Here is a 19,705-nt window from a genome sequence, read left to right on the forward strand (position 1 = left end):
GGATTGTTGTTCCAGTACTTCACCATGCGCACGAGACCTTTCCACTCATTGCCATAGGCTTGGTGCGCTGCGGTCGCCTTGTCCTTATGGATCTCCGGGTCCGTCTTGATCCACTTTCCGGACGCCGTATCGGGGATCTCATACTGGTCGCCGGTATCGAATGCGGGCACCGCATCCACGCTGACCACCCGGTAGTCCGTGTTGTCCTCCGCGTCGATGTGAACACCGAAATCCACGTTGATCGAGCGCGCCTGTTTGCGCACGGCCGCCGAACCGTATTTCTCCACCAATGCAGAGTGGAAATCATCCAGCACTACCGATGCGGCCTTGCCGTGGTAATGCTTCTCCGAGTCCTTCAGCACGAAGAAGATGTCGATATCCTTGAGCGGCTTCGTCTTCGTGTATCGAGCATAGGAACCGGTCAGGAAGCTGCGCGCAATGCCGAACTTGGTCTGCAGGTAGTCCCGCACTTCGTTCTGGCGTTGCGAGGCATTCTTCTGTTCGCGTTCGTTGAGTTCCAGACGCGACTTGAACTTGCGAAAAGCTTCATCGATCGACAGCATCAGCGTTGCCTCCAATATCCGGCCTGACCCGCCAGGCCGCTGTGTTCGACAGTCGAGCCTAGGCTCTGCTTGACCATTCCATCCGTCGAGCGATAACTTCCTTTGCTCCATCCCTCCACATCAGGTCGCCCTGGCTTTGTATCGAGCATTAACTTGTACTTGGCCTGCGATGGCAGCAGCCCAGCTTTCTTGATCGCGTACTTCAACTGCTCGGTATCTGTCCAGAAGCTGCCGTCGCCATCGGACCACCCATACACGATGTCGATATCCCATCGGGTCACGAGCTTGTCGGTTGCCGGGTTGTAGATCTCCAGAATCACCTTGCGCAGATCACCGGTCCCGAGCCACGTCTTGATGGCTCGGGTATTGCTCTCCCAGCGATCCGCAAAGTGCTCAGGGTCCAGCCCACTGAGCAGGATGATGTCTTTCAAGCTCTTGAGGATGTTGTCGGTCACATAGGTAACCGAGTGCGTGTACGAGTAGGTGGCGACGGTGCTCATGACTTGAGGAAACCTCCGAGGTCGAGCGACAGCGCTTGCCCAGCATCGGCCTGCGCCTGCGTGGCAATTCCTTGGCTCAAGTCCCGTGCAATGATGCGAGAACTGTGCTTTTTGAGCGCGCTTTGCACCCAGCCGAGCTGCTCCTTCGGACACGGCAGCGAGACTCCCCAGTCTCCCTTCAACGGCTCGAACCCCAAGACTTCTTCGTTGGCATCATCACCATAGATCGCGTCTTCGTCGAAGAGGCAGTAGATCCTGGTCCGTGGTCCATCGCATGTCGCAACGATGGGCGCGCTCTTGGGTGCCTGGTCGGCGATCAAGCTGGCGGCCACGCCCGTCACGGCCCTGAGTTCAGAGCGAGCCGTGCCGTCCTTGCCCTGAGTGAGCAGTTCGACAATGGCATCCCATGTCTGCAACGCATCGCGGTGCGGCGAGCTGCGAAACGTCCGGCTGACAACGGTGGTCATTTTTGCTTCCCTCCTTGAAGGCGCATTTGCTTTGCCTGTCGTATCGCACTGCGCAAGTGCTCTACGGAAAGCTTGTTCGGATCGATAGCCACTTGCGGGTCGGCCGCGAGGGCGTTGGCTACGACCTTGCGAATGGCCCGACCATCCAATCCGACGCACTCGCCAGCGCACGCGTCGAACTGGTGAGCCGAGGAAAGCTTGCCAATCCCCGGAAATGTCTTTGCCAGGCCATTCAGGCAGTCCACTAGGATCTGCTTGCAGGCATCCTTGCCGGGCAGTGGCACCTCCATCACCATGTCGCAACGAGATAGGAAGGCACTGTCGACGGCCTGTGGGAAGTTGCTGGTGGCCACGAACAGCAGATGCGGGTTGCGTTCGGCCAACATGTCCAACTGCACCAACACCGCGTCGGTGGCCCGGTGCACATCAACCGGGTTGGCTTCCAGGCTGAGCTTCGCTCGATCAGCCGCAAGCGTTTCGACCTCGTCCAGAAGGACGATCGTCGGGCCCGCCGCTGCGGATTCTGCGATCGATTGCGAGAACAGGTCTGCCACGGCGCGTTGAGTCTTTCCCATTGCAGAGCTCGTCAGCGTGTGAGGCTCCACTTCCAGCAATCGAAACTTCGCAGAAGAAAAAGATTCGGCCACACGATGCGCCAAGCCCCGTGCCAAGGAGGTCTTCCCAGTCCCCGGCGGGCCGACCAACAAGATCACGCCGTGCAGGGGGAGTACCGTGCGCTCCACCTTGGGGCGCACCGTGAAGTTGACGATCGCTTGTGACAGCAACTGTTTTTTGATGGCTTCGTCCATCACGATCGAATCCCACAAGTCACCCAGCGACTTATCCGGCAGCTTCCAGCTTCGATGGATGCCTTTCGGCAAAGTGGCGTCTGATGAAGGATTCTTGGTCATCCGTGGCTCTCGGCGGGTCAGAGAATGGTGCGATAGGTCGCCAGCACCTTGGTCGTTTGCACAAGGCCTTGGCGCAGCAGGATTTCGAGATAGCGGTCCACATCGATCGGCGGATGCTTGAGTTGGGCACGCTGGCGCTGCGCAGCCGACACTACGGCGGCCGCATCCAGATCCAGCAGGTTGTCCACAAACTCATCGGGGTGCTGCGATTCGATGCCGTACGGAGCCAGCAGATCGTTCGGGAAATCACGTTCGTTGAACGTCACAATCACGCTCGCACCGCAGCGAATCGCCGCAGCCAGGACGTGCCGATCGTTCGGATCGGGTAATGTCAGGCCTGCCACGAGCGCTTCGTAGCCCTCCACCAAGCCGTCCGGAATGGCCCTGTCCATGAGATCCGACGTCCTGTCGACCTGAACCCGGGTGAGATCGGGGCGGTTGATCAACAGATTGCGTTTCCACTCCTCATGAATGGCTTGGCTCCACCGCGCCCGGAAGCGGCCAGACAGGCCGAGCCACATCAGGAAATCCCGCAGTGGCGCGGGATATAGAACGCACGCGTCGTAGACGGCGGTGAATGGGGAATGCCTCATTCGTATCCCATTCCCAACTCTTGCGACTGCTGAGCGAGTTCGGCCATCGCCTGCTCACTGGCGCGCTCGCGCGCTTCCTTGTACTGCATCAGATCGGCGAACCTCACCCTGCGGTGCTTGCCGGTGCGATGAAATGCCAACACCCCATCTTCTAGCAGCTTGACGAAATGGGGACGGGACACGTTGAGCAAGTCCGCCGCCTCTTGGGTCGTCAGCTCTGCATGGACGGGCACCACCTTTACTGCATTGCCATCGGCCAACTCGGCCAGGATGTCGACCAGCAGGCGTAAAGCCGAGGTAGGCAGTTCCACCTGATGAGCCTGTTTGTGGTCATCAAAGATCTGGATGTGCTGCGTCTCGAACTGGGTTGCGAGGTAAGCCGCCAAGGCACGTTGACCCTGGACGGCTGCCTTAACCTCTCCCGCGGCGGGAAGGGTCATCTTGGATTGGGCAGTGGCGGTGGTCATGGGTAGCTCCTAAGCGAAAACGGTTGCAGAGCCGATCATATTCGAAACACTCGAAAAACGCAATAATCGAAACTCCACCCGGGCTTTTGTAGGTTCGCTCGCGGTATGCCCAATCCGGTCGTCCGCCAGTTCCTATTGTTTGCGGCCTAAAACAGCCCTGATCTCCACGATCACCCCATTGCTGATCACACAGGAATGGCGCGATGGTGGCTTCGATCTGGCTGCGCGCCGCGCATCGCGGCGTGCCCACTTTTCTCGTGACGGCCCTCCTGCTGGGTCAGTCCCAGATGGCCTTGGCCGAGTCTCCGGCACAGCGCCAGGAGCTGGTCGCCGCACTGCGCCAGCTCGACGCGCTGGAGCGCACCGTCGCGGACAGCGCCGCGCATGCCCCCATCCAGCCGGGCGAGCGCTACCACTTCGACTACCCGCGGCTGCTGGCTGACCTGGCGCGCGTTCGCGCCGGCATCCAGTTTCACCTGACGCCATCGCGCGCTCAGCCGCGCGACCCCTCCGAACTGGCCGGCGACTACCGCACCGAGCGGGCGGCCGAGCCGCTGCCGGCGACGACTGCGGGGGGCAAGCAATGAACGGCGCCCAGGTCTCGGCATTTCAAGCCAACAGCGGCATCGCGCCTTCCGCAATGGCGACCGTCCTGGTCGGCGTCGTGTTCGCGGTCCTGCTCGTGTGGGGCGTCTGGGCCATCCGAACGGCCTACGTGGGGTGGTCCGAGAGCCGCCTCAACCAGCGCCAGTTCCTCGGCGTCTGCATCCGCTTCGTCGCGATGTACCTCGTCCTGAGTTTCTTCCTTCTGTCCTGACCTGAAAGGCCCGACCATGCACAACCGCATCCTCACTTCCCGTCTCGCCCAGCGCGCCGCCATGGCCCTGGGCGCCGCCGCGCTGCCCGCGCTGTCGTTCGCGCAAGGCCTGCCGCAGTTGGAGAACCCGACCCGCGGCACCGGCAACGGCATCATGGAAACGATCAGGAACTACGGCTACGACATCATCATGCTCGTAGCCCTCCTGGTCGTGGCGTCGATGTTCATCGGCGTCTGCTACCACGCCTACGGCACCTACGCGGAAATCCACACCGGCCGCAAGACCTGGGGCCAGTTTGGCCTCACCGTCGCGATCGGTGCCGTGCTGCTCGTGATCGGCATCTGGCTGCTCACCGAAGCCACCGGCATCCTGTAAGGCGAGGCCGGTATGTCCGAGCAGCAGCACGTCCGTGCGGACGGGACGGTCACGTTCCTTCCGCATCGGCTCAACCGCCACCCTGTTGTCGTGCGCGGCCTCACCGCCGACGAACTGTGGATCTGCTGCGGCCTGTCCGGCGCCGCCGGCCTGCTGGTCGGCGCGCCGCTGTCCTGGGTGTTCCGCACGATCGCCATCGCGCCGACGTTCGTCGTCCTGGGCGTGGCCCTGGGCGTCTTCATCGGCGGCGGCATCCTGCGCCGGCTCAAGCGCGGGCGCCCCGACACCTGGCTGTACCGGCAACTGCAATGGCGCATCGCCACGCGCCATCCACTGATGGCGGGATGGGTAGGCGGCCACGTGCTGATCTCGCGCTCCGGCTTCTGGTCCACCCGAAGGTCCGTTGCAAGGGGGGCACGATGAGCCGCTTCAAGAACGAGATCACCCACCTGCAGGCGCACATCAAGACCTTGCGCCTGGGCGCGGGCGCGCTGGTCATTGTCGCCCTGGTCATGGGCGGCGGCTGGTGGAGCGCGCCGCGCGACCTGACCATCCACGTCCCGCCCGACCTGCGCTCTGGCAGTACCCGCAAGTGGTGGGAAGTGCCGCCCGAATCGGTCTATGCGTTCACGTTCTACGTGTTCCAGACGCTGAACCGCTGGCCGACCAATGGCGAAGAAGACTACTCGCGCAACCTCCACACGCTCTCGCCGTACCTCACCCCGTCCTGCCAGGCCTTCCTTCGCGCGGACTACGACTACCGCCGCTCCACCGGCGAGCTACGCCAGCGCGTGCGCGGCATCTACGAGATTCCCGGCCGCGGCTATGGCGACGACCCCACGGCGCGCGTGCGCACCGTGTCCGATCGCGACTGGGTGGTGACGCTGGACATCACGGCGGACGAGTACTACGGCGCCGAGCAGGTCAAGCGCGCCCTGGTGCGTTATCCGATCAAGGTCACGCGGGTGGACGTCGATCCCGCCCGCAACCCGTTCGGCCTGGCGCTGGACTGCTACGAAGGCGCGCCCCAGCGCATCAGTGCACCGGAGCCGGCGCGCCCGGCGTCGAGTGGCCTGTCTCCGCAAGCGCCTCAAGGAGGAAACACCCCATGAAGCATCCTGTACTCGCGCTGCTGGGGCTACTGGCCGTGGCCGCGGCACCCGTCGCCCAGGCGGTGGAGATCCTGCGTTGGGAACGCATGCCACTGGCAGTGCCGCTGAAGGTCGGTCAGGAACGCATCGTGTTCATCGACCGGAACGTGCGCGTGGGCGTGCCCGCGGGCGTGGGCGAACGCCTGCGCGTGCAGAGTGCGGGTGGCGCGGTGTACCTGCGCGCCAGCGAGCCGATCGAGCCCACGCGGTTGCAACTGCAGGACGCCGACACGGGCGCGCTGATCCTGCTGGACATCGCAGCCGAACCGCCCAAGGACGGGGAAGCCGAGCTGGAGCCGGTGCGCATCGTCGAGGGTGACAGCGCACCGGGACGCTATGGCGAGCAGGCCGACAGTGCCGAGGCCCCGGCACGCGCCCAGGGCCAGGCAGGTGCGCGGACCGCGCGGCGCGAAACTCCGGTCCCTGTCGTGCTGACGCGCTTCGCCGCGCAGAACCTCTACGCACCGCTGCGCACCGTCGAGCCGCTTCCGGGCGTCATGCGGGTCAACCTGCCCCGCGACCTCGACCTGGACACACTGATGCCAACGCTGCCGGTGCGCGCGGTCGCGCTCGCGTCGTGGCGCCTGGAAGACCAATGGGTGACTGCCGTGCGCCTTACCAACACCGGCGCCGACTGGGTCGCGCTCGACCCGCGCGTGCTGCAAGGCGATTTCCTCACCGCCACCTTCCAGCACGAGGCGCTGGGCCCGCGCGGCACGCCCGAGGACACGACCGTCCTCTACCTGGTCACGGGCGGCCGCGGCCTCGCGCAGTCGCTGCTGCCGGCGATTCACCGCTTCGACCCTGCCGTGCATCTGCCGCAGCCGGACGGCGACGAGAACGCCAAGGAGGCCCGCCATGCGCAGTAACGGCCTGCTCAAGTGGCTGATGATCCCTGTCGCCATCCTGGTGCTGTTCGTCGGTATCCGGCTGTTCTCGGGTGGAGGCAGCACGGCGCCACCCGCGGCGGACAACGGCGCCCAGCTCACGCCCGAGGAAATGAAGGCGCTGGGCATCGAAGGCGACACCCCGCGCGACACCGTGGCGACGCTCGTTGCCCAAGTGAAGCAGTTGCGCACCGAGCTTCAGACCGCGCTCTCGGACAACAAGTCGCAGCGTGAAGAGAACCAGCGACTGCGCCAGCGCGAGAACTCCATCGACCAGCGCATCAACTCGGCGCTCGAATCCGAGCGGTCCAACCTGCGCCGCGACCAGGAGCAGGCGGCCAGCGCGCGCCAGCAGACCGAAGGGCTGCTCGCCGACCTGCAGCGGCGCCTGGACAGCATCGGCGGGCGCGGCGGCGGCCATGCGGACCTGCCCGTGGGCCTGGGGCTGCAGGGCGGCGACGAGGCCGGCATGGAGGGCGGCGTGCGGTGGGTCGAGCCGGACGACGCAAAGCCCGCCGAGGGGCGCAACGGCGGTCGTGGCGCGAGCGGCGGAATGAGCTTCCCCACGAGCTTCGGCCCGGCGCAGAGCACGCTCGAAACCACCGCGGAAACCGTGGCCAACGCGGGCGCCCGCGCCTCTGGGGTCAAGAGTGCCAAGCCGGTCTATACCGTGCCGACCAACTCCACGCTCATGGGTTCGGTCGCCATGACCGCGCTGATCGGCCGCGTGCCGATCGACGGCACGGTCAACGATCCCTATCCGTTCAAAGTCCTGGTCGGGCCGGACAACCTGACCGCCAATGGCATCGACATTCCCGACGTGGCCGGCGCCGTGTTCAGCGGCACCGCATCGGGCGACTGGACGCTTTCGTGCGTGCGCGGCCAGGTGCGCAGCATCACGTTCGTCTTCAACGACGGCACGATCCGCACGATCCCCGAAGACCGCGAGGGCAACCAGCAGAACAACCAGCAACGCGACGGCTTGGGCTGGATCAGCGACCCGCACGGCATCCCCTGCGTCAGCGGCGAGCGGCGCAGCAACGCCCAGCAGTACCTCGGCTCGCAGGCCCTGATCACCGCGGCCGGTGCCGGCGTGGCCTCGCTCATCGAGAGCGACAGCGGCCGCATGTCCTATGTCGGCTCGGACGGCTCCATCGGCACCGTGGGCATCACCGGCCAGGAAGCGGTCGGCCAGATTCTCGCGGGCGGTGTCCGGGACATGTCGGCCTGGGTCAACAAGCTCTACGGCCAGGCGTTCGCCGCCGTCTATGTGCAGCCCGGCGCCAAGGTCGCCGTCCACCTCGAAAAACCGCTCGCCATCGACTTCGATCCCGAAGGCCGCAAGGTCGATCACCGCGCAGGAGAAAGCCATGCTCTCGAACTCGATTAAGGGCCTGGTGCTGGCCCTCGCCGTCGCGGTGCTCGGCGGCTGCGCCACCAGCAAGGAAAAGCTGCTGACCCACGGTGACCGCACGATGATGGACATCTGGCAGCAGGAGGCCGGCGACGGCGGTGGCGCAGCCGGACGGAACGCCGGCCGCCAGCTGCTCGATGCGCGCCAGAGCCTGCGTCGGCCCCTGACCGACGCCGACGTGCAGGCCGCACCTGTCGAGCAGATGCGCTACACGCGCACCGCGCGCAATGAGGTCCACCGCCAGTTCCAGCGCCTGCCCAATCCCGATCTCGTGATGTACGTGTACCCGCATCTGGCCGGCACCGATCCCGTGCCGGTGCCCGGCTACACGACCGTCTTCCCGCTCTACCAGCGCATCCAGTACGCGATGCCGGGCGAGCGCGTGGAGGACTACTGATGCGGTGGAAACTCCCATGGCCGAAGCTGGCCGGCGCCGGCTCCAGTAGCCCGGCTAGCGATGAGCAGCCGGACAGCTGGCAGCGCCACGTCGAGGCCTTGCGCCAGGCCGGCATCCCCGAACCCGGTTCGGCAGTCCACGGCCGCAAGCCAGCGACCGTGGCCGACGAGCAGGCGCTGTACGACGTTGCGCCGTCCTTCGTGGAACTGCTGCCCTGGGTGGAGTTCTTGCCCGGGTCGAAATCGATGCTCCTGGAGGATGGCCAATCGGTGGCGGCGTTCTACGAACTGGTGCCGCTGGGCACCGAAGGCCGGGAACCCGGCTGGCTCGCGCATGCCCGCGACGCCCTGGAAAACGCGCTTCAGGACAGTTTCGATGAACTGGACGAGAACCCGTGGGTGCTCCAGCTCTATGCCCAGGACGAACCGAGCTTCGACCAGTACATGCAGACCTTGCGCGATTACGTGCAGCCACGTGCGCGCGGCTCGGCGTTCACCGAGTTCTACTTGCGCTTCTTCGGCCACCACCTGCGCGCTGTGGCCAAGCCCGGCGGCCTGTTCGAGGACACGGTGGTCACGCGGCTGCGCTGGCGCGGCCAGACGCGGCGGGTGCGCATGGTGATCTATCGCCGTGCAACTGGGCAGGCAAGCCGCCGCGGCCAGACGCCCGAGCAGATGCTGAACATCGTCTGCGACCGCCTGTGCGGCGGCCTGGCGAACGCCGGCATCCAGGCACGGCGCATGGTCGCAGCCGACGTCCACGACTGGCTGCTGCGGTGGTTCAATCCGCGCCCGGCGATGCTTGGACCGAGTGCAGAGGACCGGGAGCGCTTCTACGCGCTGGCGCGCTACCCCGACAGCACCGAAGAAAGCGAGGCCGGCGAAATCGAGCTGGCGAGCGGGCGGGATTTCAGCCAGCGGCTGTTCTTCGGCCAGCCACGCTCCGACGTGGAGCACGGCACCTGGTATTTCGACGGCATGCCGCACCGCGTGCTGATCACCGACCGGCTGCGCATGCCGCCCGGCACCGGACACCTGACCGGCGAGACCCGCAAAGGGGATGCCATCAACACGCTGTTCGACCAGATGCCGGAAGACACCTTGCTGTGTCTCACGATGGTCGCCACGCCGCAGGATGTCCTGGAAGCGGATCTCAACCACCTGGCGAAGAAGGCCGTGGGCGAGACGCTGGCGTCGGAGCAGACGTTGAAGGACGTGCAGGAAGCCCGCTCCCTCATCGGCAGCGCACACAAGCTCTACCGGGGGACGCTGGCATTCTACCTGCGCGGACGCGACGAAGCGGAACTGGACCGGCGCGGCCTGGACCTGGCGAACGTGATGCTCAATGCTGGCTTGCAGCCGGTGCGCGAGGACGACGAGGTGGCGCCGCTCAACAGCTACTTGCGGTGGCTGCCATGCTGCTACAACCCCGGCCAGGATCGGCGCAAGTGGTACACCCAACTGATGTTCGCTCAGCACGCGGCGAACCTGTCGCCGGTGTGGGGCCGCGCTCAAGGTACGGGGCACCCGGGCATCACGATGTTCAACCGCGGTGGCGGGCCGATCACCTTCGACCCGCTCAGCCGCCTGGATCGGCAGATGAACGCCCATCTGTTCCTGTTCGGCCCCACCGGCTCCGGCAAGAGCGCCACGCTCAACAACCTCTTGAATCAGGTCACGGCCATCTACCGACCGCGGCTGTTCATCGTGGAGGCTGGCAACAGCTTCGGCCTGTTCAGCGACTTCGCACGCATGCTCGGGCTGACGGTAAACCGGGTCAAGCTGGCCCCAGGTTCGGGCATCAGCCTCGCGCCATTCGCAGACGCGCGTCGGCTGATCGAGACGCCCAGCGACGTGCAGACGCTCGACGCCGACGCGCTGGATGAAGACCCGCCACCAGATGCCTCGGCCATGGAGGCGGACGAGCAGCGCGACGTGCTCGGCGAACTGGAGATCACGGCGCGGCTGATGATCACGGGCGGAGAGGACAAGGAGGAAGCCCGGATGACGCGGGCTGACCGCTCGCTGATCCGTCAGTGCATCCTCGACGCCGCCGAGCACTGCGTGGCCGACAAACGCACGGTGCTTACGCGCGACGTGCGCAACGCGTTGCGCGCCCGCGGCCAGGACCCGACGCTGCCCGAAATGCGCCGCGTGCGGCTGCTGGAGATGGCGGATGCGATGGACATGTTCTGTCAAGGCACGGACGGCGAAATGTTCGACCGCGACGGCACGCCGTGGCCCGAAGCCGACATCACCTTGGTTGACCTCGCGACATACGCCCGCGAGGGCTACAACGCGCAGCTCTCCATCGCTTACATCAGCCTGATCAGCACGGTGAACAACATCGCCGAGCGCGACCAATACCTGGGACGCCCGATCATCAACGTCACCGACGAAGGCCACATCATCACGAAGAACCCGCTGCTCGCGCCCTACGTCGTGAAAATTACAAAGATGTGGAGGAAATTGGGGGCCTGGTTCTGGCTCGCGACGCAGAACATCGACGACCTGCCGCGCGCCGCGGAGCCCATGCTCAACATGATCGAGTGGTGGATCTGTCTCAGCATGCCGCCCGATGAAGTTGAGAAGATCGCGCGGTTCCGCGAACTCTCGCCCGCGCAGAAGGCGCTGATGCTTTCGGCGCGCAAGGAAGCGGGGAAATTCACCGAAGGCGTCATCCTCTCCAAGAGCATGGAAGTGCTGTTCCGCGCCGTGCCGCCGTCCCTGTACCTCGCCCTCGCGCAGACAGAACCCGAGGAGAAGGCCGAACGCTACCAGCTCATGCAGCAGTACGGCTGCACCGAACTGGAAGCGGCTTTCAAGGTGGCCGAGAAGATCGACCAGGCCCGCGGCATCGAGTCGCCGGCCCTGGAACTGTCGTAAACCGGAGAACGCCATGGAACAGAAACGTCCTTCCATTCCGATGCAGGTCCAGGCGTTCCGCCGTCGCCGCTGGCGGCCTCGCTGGCCCTGGGTATTGGCTGCTGCGCTGGTCGCGCTGCTGCTGATCTGGCTGGTGTCCCGGACGCCCGGCGAATCCTCAGCGCCGTCGCGCGCGCCGGTCAGCACGGCGCAGGTCGCTGGGCCACCCTGGCAGATGGGCAACCCGGAAGGCCGTTTCACGCTGACGCTCTATGCCGACCTGGAATGCCCGTTCTGCCGGGAGTATTTCCCGCAGCTCAAGCGCTGGGTCGGCAACAACACCGACGTGGCGCTGCAATGGCATCACCAGCCGCTGGCCGCGCACGAGCCTGCCGCGTCGGCCGAGGCACGTCTGGCCGAGTGCGCCGCCGAAGCGGGCGGGCATGCGGCGTTCTGGCAGGCGGTCGAATGGGTCTATGCCCACACGCGCAGCGACGGCCAGGGCTTGCCCGATGGCTTGCGTTACCCCGAAACAACGTCAGCCATCGAACAGTGCATGGCTAGCGAGCGCCCCAACGTGGCCATCCGCGCGCAGGCCGCGGAAGCCACCAAGAGCGGCGTGACCGCCACGCCGTCGCTGCGACTGCTCGATCGCCAGACGGGCCAGGCCATCCTGTTGCAGGGGCCGATCGAGGGCGATGCCTTGCTCTCGGCCATGGACCTGCTGGCGGCCGGGGAAATGGCCAGCGACGCGCCGGGTTCGCCCGCCACCCCCACATCCGAAATGCCTGCCGACGTTGTCGGCGACATGCCCAGGTAGCCCTCGGTCTTGAAGGCTACGGCGCGGCTCGCCGCGCTGACCGCTACCCGTTCGCTTTCGCATCCTGGCCGCGAACAATCACCGCCGCGCGGTGATGGATGCACCTTGTTCCGCTGTTTCCATCCCCAGGAGGGCTTGCCCTCCCAGGGTGGCGCCCTCCGCTCACTTTCTGGAGGTCCGCCATGTCTCTCGTCGCCAACGACTCCTGCGTGGAGCCACGTTTTGCCCCCATGTCCCAATCCGATGACTGGATCATCCGGCAAGCCATCGCGCTGCTGGAGCAGCGGGTCTTCAAGAAGGGGCCATCCCTGGAGAGGCCTGCCGCCGTCAAGGACTACCTGCGCCTGAAACTGGCCGCCGAGCCCAATGAAGTCTTCGCCATCGTGTTCCTCAACAGCATGCACGAGGTGCTGGCCTACGAGCCGATGTTCAGAGGCACGATCCATTCGACCTCGGTGCATGCGCGTCCGATCGTGCAGCGTGCCTTGGAACTGAATGCGGCAGCGGTCATTTTTTCTCACCAACACCCTTCGGGCTGCACGGAGCCGTCGAGCGCGGACCGTGCGTTGACCCAAACGCTGAGGGCCGCGTTGTCGCTGATCGACGTGAGGGTGCTGGATCACCTCATCGTCGGCCAGGGCACGCCGTACTCGTTCGCGGAATCCGGCCTGCTGTAGCGACGGCATCGGCTCCCTGATCCACGCGGAGGCTTCGGCCTCCGCTTTTTCATGGGCGCGAGACAAGCAGGTATGCGGGCAGTGCGCGATGCGCATTGTTTGTTGGGGCCGCGTCGGCTTCGCGTTTGACTACTGCTCTGATCAACTTCAAGGGCACGCGACATGACAGCATCCCTTTCCAGGTTCGCGCCGGGCTGGCGAACCCTCGGCCGGGCCGTGGCGCTGCCGGCAGCCCTGGCCGTTTTCAGCCCGGCCACCTTCGCCGCCGACGTGGTGGTCGTCACCGACAGCCGCCACCCGGTCAAGACCATGGGCGGCGAGCGGCTGATCGAGCTGGACGAAGCCCACAGGATTGAAGCGGAGCTTTCCGCGGGACTGCCCACCGACCCCGAACAGGCGACGGCCATCGTCAAGCGCCGGCTGAATGGCGGCGGTGCCGATCTGCAGCGACGCATCGCTTCCGCATACCAAGGCGTTACCGACGCATGGAGCCTCGGCATCACCAGCCTCCCGGCCGTGGTGGTGGACAGGCGCTATGTGGTCTATGGCGAGCCGGATGTGGCTCGCGCTGTCGCGCGCATCGAGCAGCACCGGAGGACCCAGCCGTGACCCGACCATTCGACCTGATGCGCCGCCTGCGCGCTGGCGTGGCTTCGTTGCTGCTGCTCAGCGCCACGGGCAGCTACGCCCTCAATACAGCGACCATCATCGGCTCGGTGGCATCGCCCGATTGCCTCGAATACCGCGTCGTCGGCATCTGCTACTGGCTCTACTGCACATGGACGGGCTGCACCGTGCGCACGTCGATCAAGGTGCGCCACTACATCCCCGATGCAGTGGTGTCGTCGTACTCGAATACCGGAGAAAACCCCTGGGTCGAAGTCCAGGCAATGAGCACGCCCAACCCGTCCGCCCAAGCTGGCGGCGACGGAACGACGAACGAGGATCACGAAAACAGCCTCGCCAAATTCAAGAACGCGGATGTCATCGGTCACCCCGGCGCAGAGGTGTTCAACCAGTTCGTCTCTTCGTCAGGCTACTTCTGTGAGGGCGCGGGCACGGCGTTTATGCCGTACTTGCTCAGCACCCTGGATACGCTGGCCTGGCGCTACAACGTGCCCGAGATGGCCTACCCGGAAGCGCTGATTCCGGGCCGGCGCGAAGTCGGTGCCCGTACCACGATGAATCTCTGGGGCAACGTGTATCCCCGTGGCGGCTTCCTGCACCAGACCGACGACTTCAAGGCCGGCGCAGTGGTGGCCCAGCGTGCGGGCGATGTGGTCACGCGCCGCGGGCAGATCCACGTCTATCAGCCGTTGCTTGCCAACTCCCGTGACGGCTACTGGCCGGCCGGCGCGCTGATGGAGGGCGATGCCTCGACCGGCAAGTGGCAAGAACTCACGCCCGTCCTGTCCTCGTCCTGCACGGTCTTCCCGCGCAGCGGCTTCCTTACCCAGGCCCAGCAAGGCGACTACGCATGGGCGCTGTGGCGGCCGTATGCCTGCTGCGAGCGCCGGGGCCAGGTGTTCCTGGGCAGCGTCGATTTCCTCTGAGGGGGTGCCATGAAGTTCCGTCCTGCATTCAATCCGTTCTCCCGCCGGGTACGTCGCACGGAGATCGTCCTGGCACTGGCCGGCGCGCTCGCGCTGGGCAGCGGCGTGGCCTGGGGTCAACTGGGATACCAGACCAGCGGCAGCGTCATCGGCGATGACGTCATGTACTCGATCGGTGGCGGCAACGCCGTGTCGATGGGACGTGCAGCCGGCATGCGCTCCATCGGTGTCGGCGTGGGTTGGAACAGCAACTTGATCTGCGGCGACATGAGCATCCAGACCACGTTGAAGAACCAACTTAACGGCATTACCAACGGCTTCCAGCAAATCATGTCGTCGGTGATCCAGAGTGCCACCAGTGCGGTGGCATCGTTGCCCGCACTGATCATCCAGCGGGCCGATCCCGGTCTGTACAACCTGCTCACCAATGGCGTGCTGCAGGCGCGGCTGGATTTCGACCGCAGCAAGCTGACGTGCCGTGCCATGGCCGAGAAGATGGCCGAAACGGCGGGCGGCCAACTCGGCTGGAGCCAGATGGCCGAAGGGCTGGCGCTGCGCGATGCCGTGTCGAGCACGGATGCGGTCTCGGCCATCGAGCAGGCCGAGACGCGCCGCGGCAATGACGGCGTGCCGTGGGTCGGGGGCAGCAACGCGGGCGGCTCCGGCCAGCCCGCGATCAAGGTCGTCGGCGATGTCACCCGCGCTGGCTACAACCTGGTCAACGGCCGCGGCGTGACCGACACCTCGTCCATTGCGCCGGCCAGTTGCAGCAGTCTCTCGTGCCAGACCTGGACCTCGCCGCAGGCTGCCGTCGAGTGGGCCACGCGCGTGCTCGGCGAGAAGGAGCAGCGCACGTGCGATGCCTGCACCAAGACCGAGACGACGCCGGGCGTCGGGCTCACGCCGCTGATCCAGGAGGAGTACGACGCCAAGCTGCAGGCGCTCCAGGACCTGGTAACCAAGGCCAAGAACACGACGCCGGAGAACCTGCGCGAAGCTGGCAGTGCGTCGCTGCCGATCACGCGCGGCGTGATCGAGGCGCTGCGCGACGAGCCCGACCAGCACCTGCTGTCGCAGCGCCTCGCGTCCGAGGTCGCGCTGGCATCCGTGCTGGAGAAAGCGCTGCTGCTGCAGCGCACGCTGCTCACGGGCAAGAAGGAGCCCAACGTCGCGGCGAACGAACTTGCCGTGGAGGCGGTGAACCACGAGAGCGACACGCTCGACCGTGAGATTCGCAACCTCAAGACCGAACTGGAGCTGCGGCGCGAACTGGCGAACAACTCGCCCATGGCGATCATCCAGCGCCACGGCGCGCGCGCGGCCGGTTCGCGCGGCATCTACGAGGGCGATCCTGTGCCGGACCGTCTCGACCAGCTCCAGAAGGGCAATCCGGGGAGTCGGCCATGAGCCCGGCGCGCATGGCCTGGCGGCCGCTGCGCTGGTTGTTCAGCCGGCGCGCGGCGAAGACGCTGCTGTGGCTGGTGCTTATCGTTGCCGCCGCAGTGGGGGCGAACGTCGCGGGCATCAACCTGGTCGGCAGCGTTGCAGGCTGGGAACGGTGGCTGGCGGCCTCCGCAGGGTATTTCTTCATCTGGCGGCTGTGCGTGTACGCGGCAACGGCCTATGGATGGTTCTGGATGCGCCGCCGGGTGCTGGCCCGCGAAGACCAAAGCGGGACAGATGGGCAGGCGCGGCGCCGGCTGATCCGTACCGAGGTCGCCGGCGTCGTCGCCATCGTCGCGCTGGAAGCCAGCCTGTTGATGCAGGCCGCTTGAGGGGAGATCGGGGCCATGACGCTCTTCACGACCGACTATCTGGAGTACTACCTCACCCTCGTGTCCTGGATCGTCAACAACGGTATCTGGGCCGTGCTGGTGTCCAGCGGGGTGTTCGCGCTGCCTTTCGTCGCCATCGTCGTGCAGGAGTGGCTGAAGGCCCGCGCGGAAGGCGCTGACGAGGGCAACAAAGGCGTTCTGAGTGCCGCCCGTATCGAGAACCGGGTGTTCGTCGCGATCGTGGTGGTGATGTTCGCGGGCATTCCGTTCATCGACGTGGACCTCAGCACCATCCAGTACGACAGCTCGCGCTCGGCGCAGTGCCAGGTCAGCGTGCCGCAGCCCACGGAAACCGGCTGGTCGCAGTCCTTCAGCACCATCAACAACCAGTCGGCGAAGGTGCCGGTCTGGTGGGCTTTCATGCACGCGCTCTCGCGCGCCGTCACGAGCGCCTCGGTAGCGGCGATCCCGTGCGGTACGGACCTGCGGCAGATGAGGATGGAGATCGACGCGACCCGCATTGACGACCCGGTACTGGCTCAGGAGGTCGCGGACTTCTCGCGGGATTGCTATGGGCCTGCGCGGGCCAAATTGTTCATGCAGCGCCCGGATCTCGATGAGCAGCAGATGCACGACGTAACCTGGATCGGCTCGCGCTTTTTCACGGACACGGGTGGCTACTACGACAGCTACCGCTCCAGCACGGCGCGCGAGGCATGGCCCTATGACGACACCCGCGATGCAGGCCTCGCGCAGGTTGCCAATGGTGGCGGCTACCCGACCTGCAGGCAGTGGTGGTCAGACGGCAGCAACGGCCTGCGCGCGCGGCTGCTGGGGCAAGTGGACCCGACCCTGCTGAATCGCCTGGCGGGCTGGGCCGGGTTCCTCAGCCGGGCCGAGGTGGACGATTCGGTGATCCGCGCCATCGCGTCACCGCGGCAGCAGAAACTGAACCAGGGCAGCGTCTATACGGACTACGGCGGCCAGATCGACAAGACCCTGCCGAACATCGTGACGCGCGCCACGGGCGACGTGGGGATGGCAGTCGGCGCGATTGCCGCGTTTCCTGCCATGGATGTCGTGCGCCAATCCCTGCCCATGATCCTCGCCTTACTGAAGATGGCGCTGGTCATCTGCATCCCGCTCGTGCTGGTTGTGGGCACCTACGACCTGAAGACGGTCGTCACCGTCAGCGTCGTGCAGTTCGCGCTGTTCTTCACGGACTTCTGGTTCCAGCTCGCACGCTGGATCGATTCAACGATTCTGGACGCGCTTTATGGCTGGGGCTTTGGCTGGAACCGGCCGCACACCAACTTTGACCCGCTGGTAGGGTTGAACAACGCCTTCGGCGACATGCTCCTGATGTTCGTCATGGGCACGATGTTCCTGGTTCTGCCGGGATTCTGGCTGGCGAGCCTTACCTGGGTTGGGATTCGGGCCGGGCACGTCATCCAGGGACTTTCCGATGGCAGCAAGAGCGCCGGCCAAGCTGGCGGCAAGGGTGCCGGGGCGCTCACCGGAGGAAAACTGAAATAGCGCGAGGCCGGTCAGTCGTCGGTGTACAACTCGTGCGACGTGTCGTTGTACAGGTTGGGATCGTAGCCCGGCGTCTTGCGCAGCTCGGTGAGGTCGGTGAAAGGCCACTCGTCCTCATCCGAAGTATTTGCAGCAGCAGCCCATCCCGCCGCCGCAACGCCCAGCATCACGAGTGCAAACCAAAACGCAACGTAGAGCAGCACCCCCAGTACAGCCAGCTTGGCTACCCACACGAGCGCGGTAGCGCCAGCTCGCGGCATGCCCTTGGACACCAACCAGTTCGACGCCCGCCGTTCGCGTCGCGCATAGGCACGCCATCCGCGGCCAAAGGCGCGGCCGAGGCGTTCTGCGGTGCTGGTGCGGGTCGTCGTGTTCATGGTCGTCTCCTGCTGTTGAGGAATGCCTATTCCAGTTTGCTCCACTTCATTCGGTTTGCGGCTTCAATGTGTTTTCTTGCTGCTTCAGGACGCTTCGTCATCCGGCCCCACCGGGCCGGGGTCGGGTTCAACGCCGATGCGGTAGGTAACAACGAAACGCGGCCAGTCCACATGGTCCACCAGGTCGATGTCCTCGATGACGCCAACCTTCGCTCCCGCACGCTCGAACAGGGCGATGCTCTTGGCGGGATAGTTGTTGCGCGACGGATAGAGCACCCCGTCGAACAGCGCCTGGCCATCATCTCCGAGCATCGCATGCACCTGGGCGGACACCCGCTGCGTGTGCGTGTAGTCGCGGCTGGCCAACTGCTCCAGGTTCAGGCCGAAGTAGCCCGCCATGACGCCCTGCGCCGTGAGATCGGCCAGAAACACGTCGTCCATCACGCCTACTGCGCGCACCATCCGGGCTTGGACTTCTTTCAGCGCGATCGAGCGTTGCGTGTCCGCAAGCCACTGGTGCTTGTGAAACACCGACTCCATCAGCGCCGTGGGCAGGTCGCGCCCCAGGTAGAGCACGCCGTAGGCCCCCGCTGGGTCATCGTAGCGATTCGTGCTGCTGCGGCCATAGTACAGCGGGCTGCCCCGATAGACGACGCGGCTCACATGCTGGAGCAGTTCACCGGCATCGATCAGGAACGAAGGCAGCTCGTGGCTCATGGCGGTCTCGCTTCAATGCACCTGGACGCCCAGCACGTTGAACACGGCCTCGGCCACGTCATCGATCGTGCCATGCGTCACCGCATCCACGGGCGAGCGACCACCCAGGCCTTCGAGGGGTTCGGACAGCGCGCGGTAGATCGTCCAGTGGTCGATGCCCTCGACCTCCTGGAGCACGGTTTGGGTCAACTGCTGCTTCACCGGGTCGAGCTGCCAGTCGGGCAGCTTCTGGCCGCGCGGCCCCACGTTCAGCGCCAGCAGCCGACGGGCGAGGATGTCCTTGTAGATTTGCTGGCGCGACTTGTCCGCCAGCTTGGCGAACTCGGCAGGCGGCAGGTTGTCCGGCTGGTTGAAGGCTTCCAGCAGCAAGGCGCGGCCTCGCTGGACATCGGTTTCAGCCGGTGTCCAGCGCGTGTCGGAGCGCAACGCGGCCGCCTTGCGCTGCAAGGCCTGCGCCACCGTTTCACCTTCCAGGTTGGCGGGCAGCGTCACCGCCTCCACGCGCTCGTGGATGAACGCCTGCAACTCAGCCGCGAACGCCGGTGCATCCCGGATTTCGACGGTATCGGCGAAGCGTCGCACATCCTCCACCGTGACTCGCGGCAGCCGGTCGGCAATGAATTCGATCGCAGTGGGCATGGTCAGCTCCCAGGTAGGTTTGAGACAGGATTCACTCTAGTCTCCTTTGTCGCATTTGTCAACTTAGTCGCCCGGGTGGGAGCCTACCTGGCGGTGTAGCGCCCCGGCAGCATAGGCCGGGGCCCAGCGCCAGGTCGCCGTCTAATCCATTCGTGCGGGTTCCGCATTGACGCTGGAGCCGCAGCCCAGGCCCCGCTATACCGA

Annotated in this window: 25 protein-coding genes; 16 read left to right on the plus strand and 9 right to left on the minus strand. The window is 65.5% G+C overall.

Annotated elements, in window-relative coordinates; translation table 11 throughout:
* The 6 genes from APH42_RS05155 to APH42_RS05180 all read right to left on the minus strand — a co-directional run.
* The coding region (locus APH42_RS05155) for a CBASS oligonucleotide cyclase (RefSeq protein ID WP_177336842.1) at nucleotides 1–563 on the minus strand (563 nt) is incomplete at its 3' end.
* On the minus strand, nucleotides 563–1,063 hold the full coding sequence (gene cap7, locus APH42_RS05160; RefSeq protein WP_003090159.1) for a type III CBASS phage resistance system CD-NTase-associated protein Cap7: 501 nt from the start codon (nucleotides 1,061–1,063) through the stop codon (nucleotides 563–565). The genes cap7 and APH42_RS05155, both read right to left, overlap by 1 nt.
* A complete protein-coding gene (gene cap8 / locus APH42_RS05165) occupies nucleotides 1,060–1,530 on the minus strand; it encodes a type III CBASS phage resistance system CD-NTase-associated protein Cap8 (protein WP_003153638.1) in 471 nt (156 codons plus the stop codon). Before cap8 ends, cap7 begins: the two co-directional genes overlap by 4 nt.
* The gene (locus APH42_RS05170; RefSeq protein ID WP_003050256.1) at nucleotides 1,527–2,441 is read right to left on the minus strand and encodes an AAA family ATPase; all 915 of its coding nucleotides are present in this window, start codon (nucleotides 2,439–2,441) and stop codon (nucleotides 1,527–1,529) included. Before APH42_RS05170 ends, cap8 begins: the two co-directional genes overlap by 4 nt.
* A 17-nt stretch (nucleotides 2,442–2,458) precedes the next feature.
* Entirely contained in the window at nucleotides 2,459–3,034 is a 576-nt protein-coding gene (locus APH42_RS05175; protein ID WP_003153636.1) for a PIN domain-containing protein, read from the minus strand.
* Nucleotides 3,031–3,501, minus strand: a complete 471-nt coding sequence (locus tag APH42_RS05180; RefSeq protein ID WP_003050245.1) for a helix-turn-helix domain-containing protein — start codon at nucleotides 3,499–3,501, stop codon at nucleotides 3,031–3,033. Before APH42_RS05180 ends, APH42_RS05175 begins: the two co-directional genes overlap by 4 nt.
* Nucleotides 3,502–3,704: 203 nt before the next feature.
* On the opposite strand from APH42_RS05180, the gene APH42_RS05185 reads away from it, so the two are divergent.
* The 16 genes from APH42_RS05185 to APH42_RS05260 all read left to right on the plus strand — a co-directional run bounded on the left by APH42_RS05185 (nucleotide 3,705) and on the right by APH42_RS05260 (nucleotide 17,768).
* Entirely contained in the window at nucleotides 3,705–4,088 is a 384-nt protein-coding gene (locus APH42_RS05185; protein ID WP_003090167.1) for an RAQPRD family integrative conjugative element protein, read from the plus strand.
* Nucleotides 4,085–4,318 (plus strand): TIGR03758 family integrating conjugative element protein, encoded by a 234-nt coding sequence (locus APH42_RS05190; RefSeq protein ID WP_003050225.1) that lies wholly within the window; start codon nucleotides 4,085–4,087, stop codon nucleotides 4,316–4,318. The genes APH42_RS05185 and APH42_RS05190 overlap by 4 nt, the downstream gene beginning before the upstream one ends.
* A 16-nt stretch (nucleotides 4,319–4,334) precedes the next feature.
* Complete coding sequence (locus APH42_RS05195) at nucleotides 4,335–4,694, plus strand: TIGR03745 family integrating conjugative element membrane protein (RefSeq protein ID WP_003153634.1); 360 nt, start codon at nucleotides 4,335–4,337, stop codon at nucleotides 4,692–4,694.
* A gap of 12 nt (nucleotides 4,695–4,706) precedes the next feature.
* Complete coding sequence (locus tag APH42_RS05200) at nucleotides 4,707–5,117, plus strand: TIGR03750 family conjugal transfer protein (protein WP_003821108.1); 411 nt, start codon at nucleotides 4,707–4,709, stop codon at nucleotides 5,115–5,117.
* Nucleotides 5,114–5,806 (plus strand): PFL_4703 family integrating conjugative element protein, encoded by a 693-nt coding sequence (locus APH42_RS05205; RefSeq protein WP_012614071.1) that lies wholly within the window; start codon nucleotides 5,114–5,116, stop codon nucleotides 5,804–5,806. Before APH42_RS05200 ends, APH42_RS05205 begins: the two co-directional genes overlap by 4 nt.
* A complete protein-coding gene (locus APH42_RS05210; RefSeq protein ID WP_004350604.1) occupies nucleotides 5,803–6,714 on the plus strand; it encodes a TIGR03749 family integrating conjugative element protein in 912 nt (303 codons plus the stop codon). The genes APH42_RS05205 and APH42_RS05210 overlap by 4 nt, the downstream gene beginning before the upstream one ends.
* On the plus strand, nucleotides 6,704–8,122 hold the full coding sequence (locus APH42_RS05215; protein WP_004350605.1) for a TIGR03752 family integrating conjugative element protein: 1,419 nt from the start codon (nucleotides 6,704–6,706) through the stop codon (nucleotides 8,120–8,122). The genes APH42_RS05210 and APH42_RS05215 overlap by 11 nt, the downstream gene beginning before the upstream one ends.
* Complete coding sequence (locus APH42_RS05220) at nucleotides 8,103–8,543, plus strand: TIGR03751 family conjugal transfer lipoprotein (protein WP_003149753.1); 441 nt, start codon at nucleotides 8,103–8,105, stop codon at nucleotides 8,541–8,543. Before APH42_RS05215 ends, APH42_RS05220 begins: the two co-directional genes overlap by 20 nt.
* Complete coding sequence (locus tag APH42_RS05225; protein ID WP_012614070.1) at nucleotides 8,543–11,428, plus strand: conjugative transfer ATPase; 2,886 nt, start codon at nucleotides 8,543–8,545, stop codon at nucleotides 11,426–11,428. Before APH42_RS05220 ends, APH42_RS05225 begins: the two co-directional genes overlap by 1 nt.
* A gap of 13 nt (nucleotides 11,429–11,441) precedes the next feature.
* Nucleotides 11,442–12,227 (plus strand): thioredoxin domain-containing protein, encoded by a 786-nt coding sequence (locus APH42_RS05230; protein WP_012614069.1) that lies wholly within the window; start codon nucleotides 11,442–11,444, stop codon nucleotides 12,225–12,227.
* Nucleotides 12,228–12,409: 182 nt separating this feature from the next.
* Nucleotides 12,410–12,904 (plus strand): JAB domain-containing protein, encoded by a 495-nt coding sequence (locus tag APH42_RS05235; RefSeq protein ID WP_003821118.1) that lies wholly within the window; start codon nucleotides 12,410–12,412, stop codon nucleotides 12,902–12,904.
* A gap of 162 nt (nucleotides 12,905–13,066) precedes the next feature.
* Entirely contained in the window at nucleotides 13,067–13,513 is a 447-nt protein-coding gene (locus APH42_RS05240) for a TIGR03757 family integrating conjugative element protein (protein ID WP_003821119.1), read from the plus strand.
* Nucleotides 13,510–14,457 (plus strand): TIGR03756 family integrating conjugative element protein, encoded by a 948-nt coding sequence (locus APH42_RS05245; protein WP_012614067.1) that lies wholly within the window; start codon nucleotides 13,510–13,512, stop codon nucleotides 14,455–14,457. Before APH42_RS05240 ends, APH42_RS05245 begins: the two co-directional genes overlap by 4 nt.
* Nucleotides 14,458–14,466: 9 nt before the next feature.
* Nucleotides 14,467–15,864 carry an integrating conjugative element protein gene (locus tag APH42_RS05250; protein ID WP_003821123.1) on the plus strand — a complete coding sequence of 466 codons (1,398 nt, stop codon included), beginning with the start codon at nucleotides 14,467–14,469 and terminating at the stop codon, nucleotides 15,862–15,864.
* Nucleotides 15,861–16,232, plus strand: coding sequence for a hypothetical protein (locus tag APH42_RS05255; protein ID WP_003821125.1), 372 nt, complete (start codon nucleotides 15,861–15,863; stop codon nucleotides 16,230–16,232). Before APH42_RS05250 ends, APH42_RS05255 begins: the two co-directional genes overlap by 4 nt.
* 15 nt (nucleotides 16,233–16,247) lie before the next feature.
* Nucleotides 16,248–17,768 (plus strand): conjugal transfer protein TraG N-terminal domain-containing protein, encoded by a 1,521-nt coding sequence (locus APH42_RS05260; protein ID WP_003821126.1) that lies wholly within the window; start codon nucleotides 16,248–16,250, stop codon nucleotides 17,766–17,768.
* Nucleotides 17,769–17,779: 11 nt separating this feature from the next.
* On the opposite strand, the gene APH42_RS05265 is transcribed toward APH42_RS05260, so the two are convergent.
* The 3 genes from APH42_RS05265 to APH42_RS05275 form a co-directional block, all read right to left on the minus strand.
* Nucleotides 17,780–18,145, minus strand: coding sequence for a DUF3742 family protein (locus APH42_RS05265; protein ID WP_003821127.1), 366 nt, complete (start codon nucleotides 18,143–18,145; stop codon nucleotides 17,780–17,782).
* A gap of 84 nt (nucleotides 18,146–18,229) precedes the next feature.
* Entirely contained in the window at nucleotides 18,230–18,862 is a 633-nt protein-coding gene (locus tag APH42_RS05270; protein WP_012614066.1) for an RES family NAD+ phosphorylase, read from the minus strand.
* Nucleotides 18,863–18,874: 12 nt separating this feature from the next.
* On the minus strand, nucleotides 18,875–19,501 hold the full coding sequence (locus APH42_RS05275; RefSeq protein ID WP_003821129.1) for an integrase: 627 nt from the start codon (nucleotides 19,499–19,501) through the stop codon (nucleotides 18,875–18,877).
* Nucleotides 19,502–19,705: the final 204 nt, after the last annotated feature.

Origin of the sequence: Pseudomonas sp. NBRC 111140 (genome assembly GCF_001320885.1) — a bacterium.
GTDB lineage: Bacteria > Pseudomonadota > Gammaproteobacteria > Pseudomonadales > Pseudomonadaceae > Aquipseudomonas > Aquipseudomonas putida_P.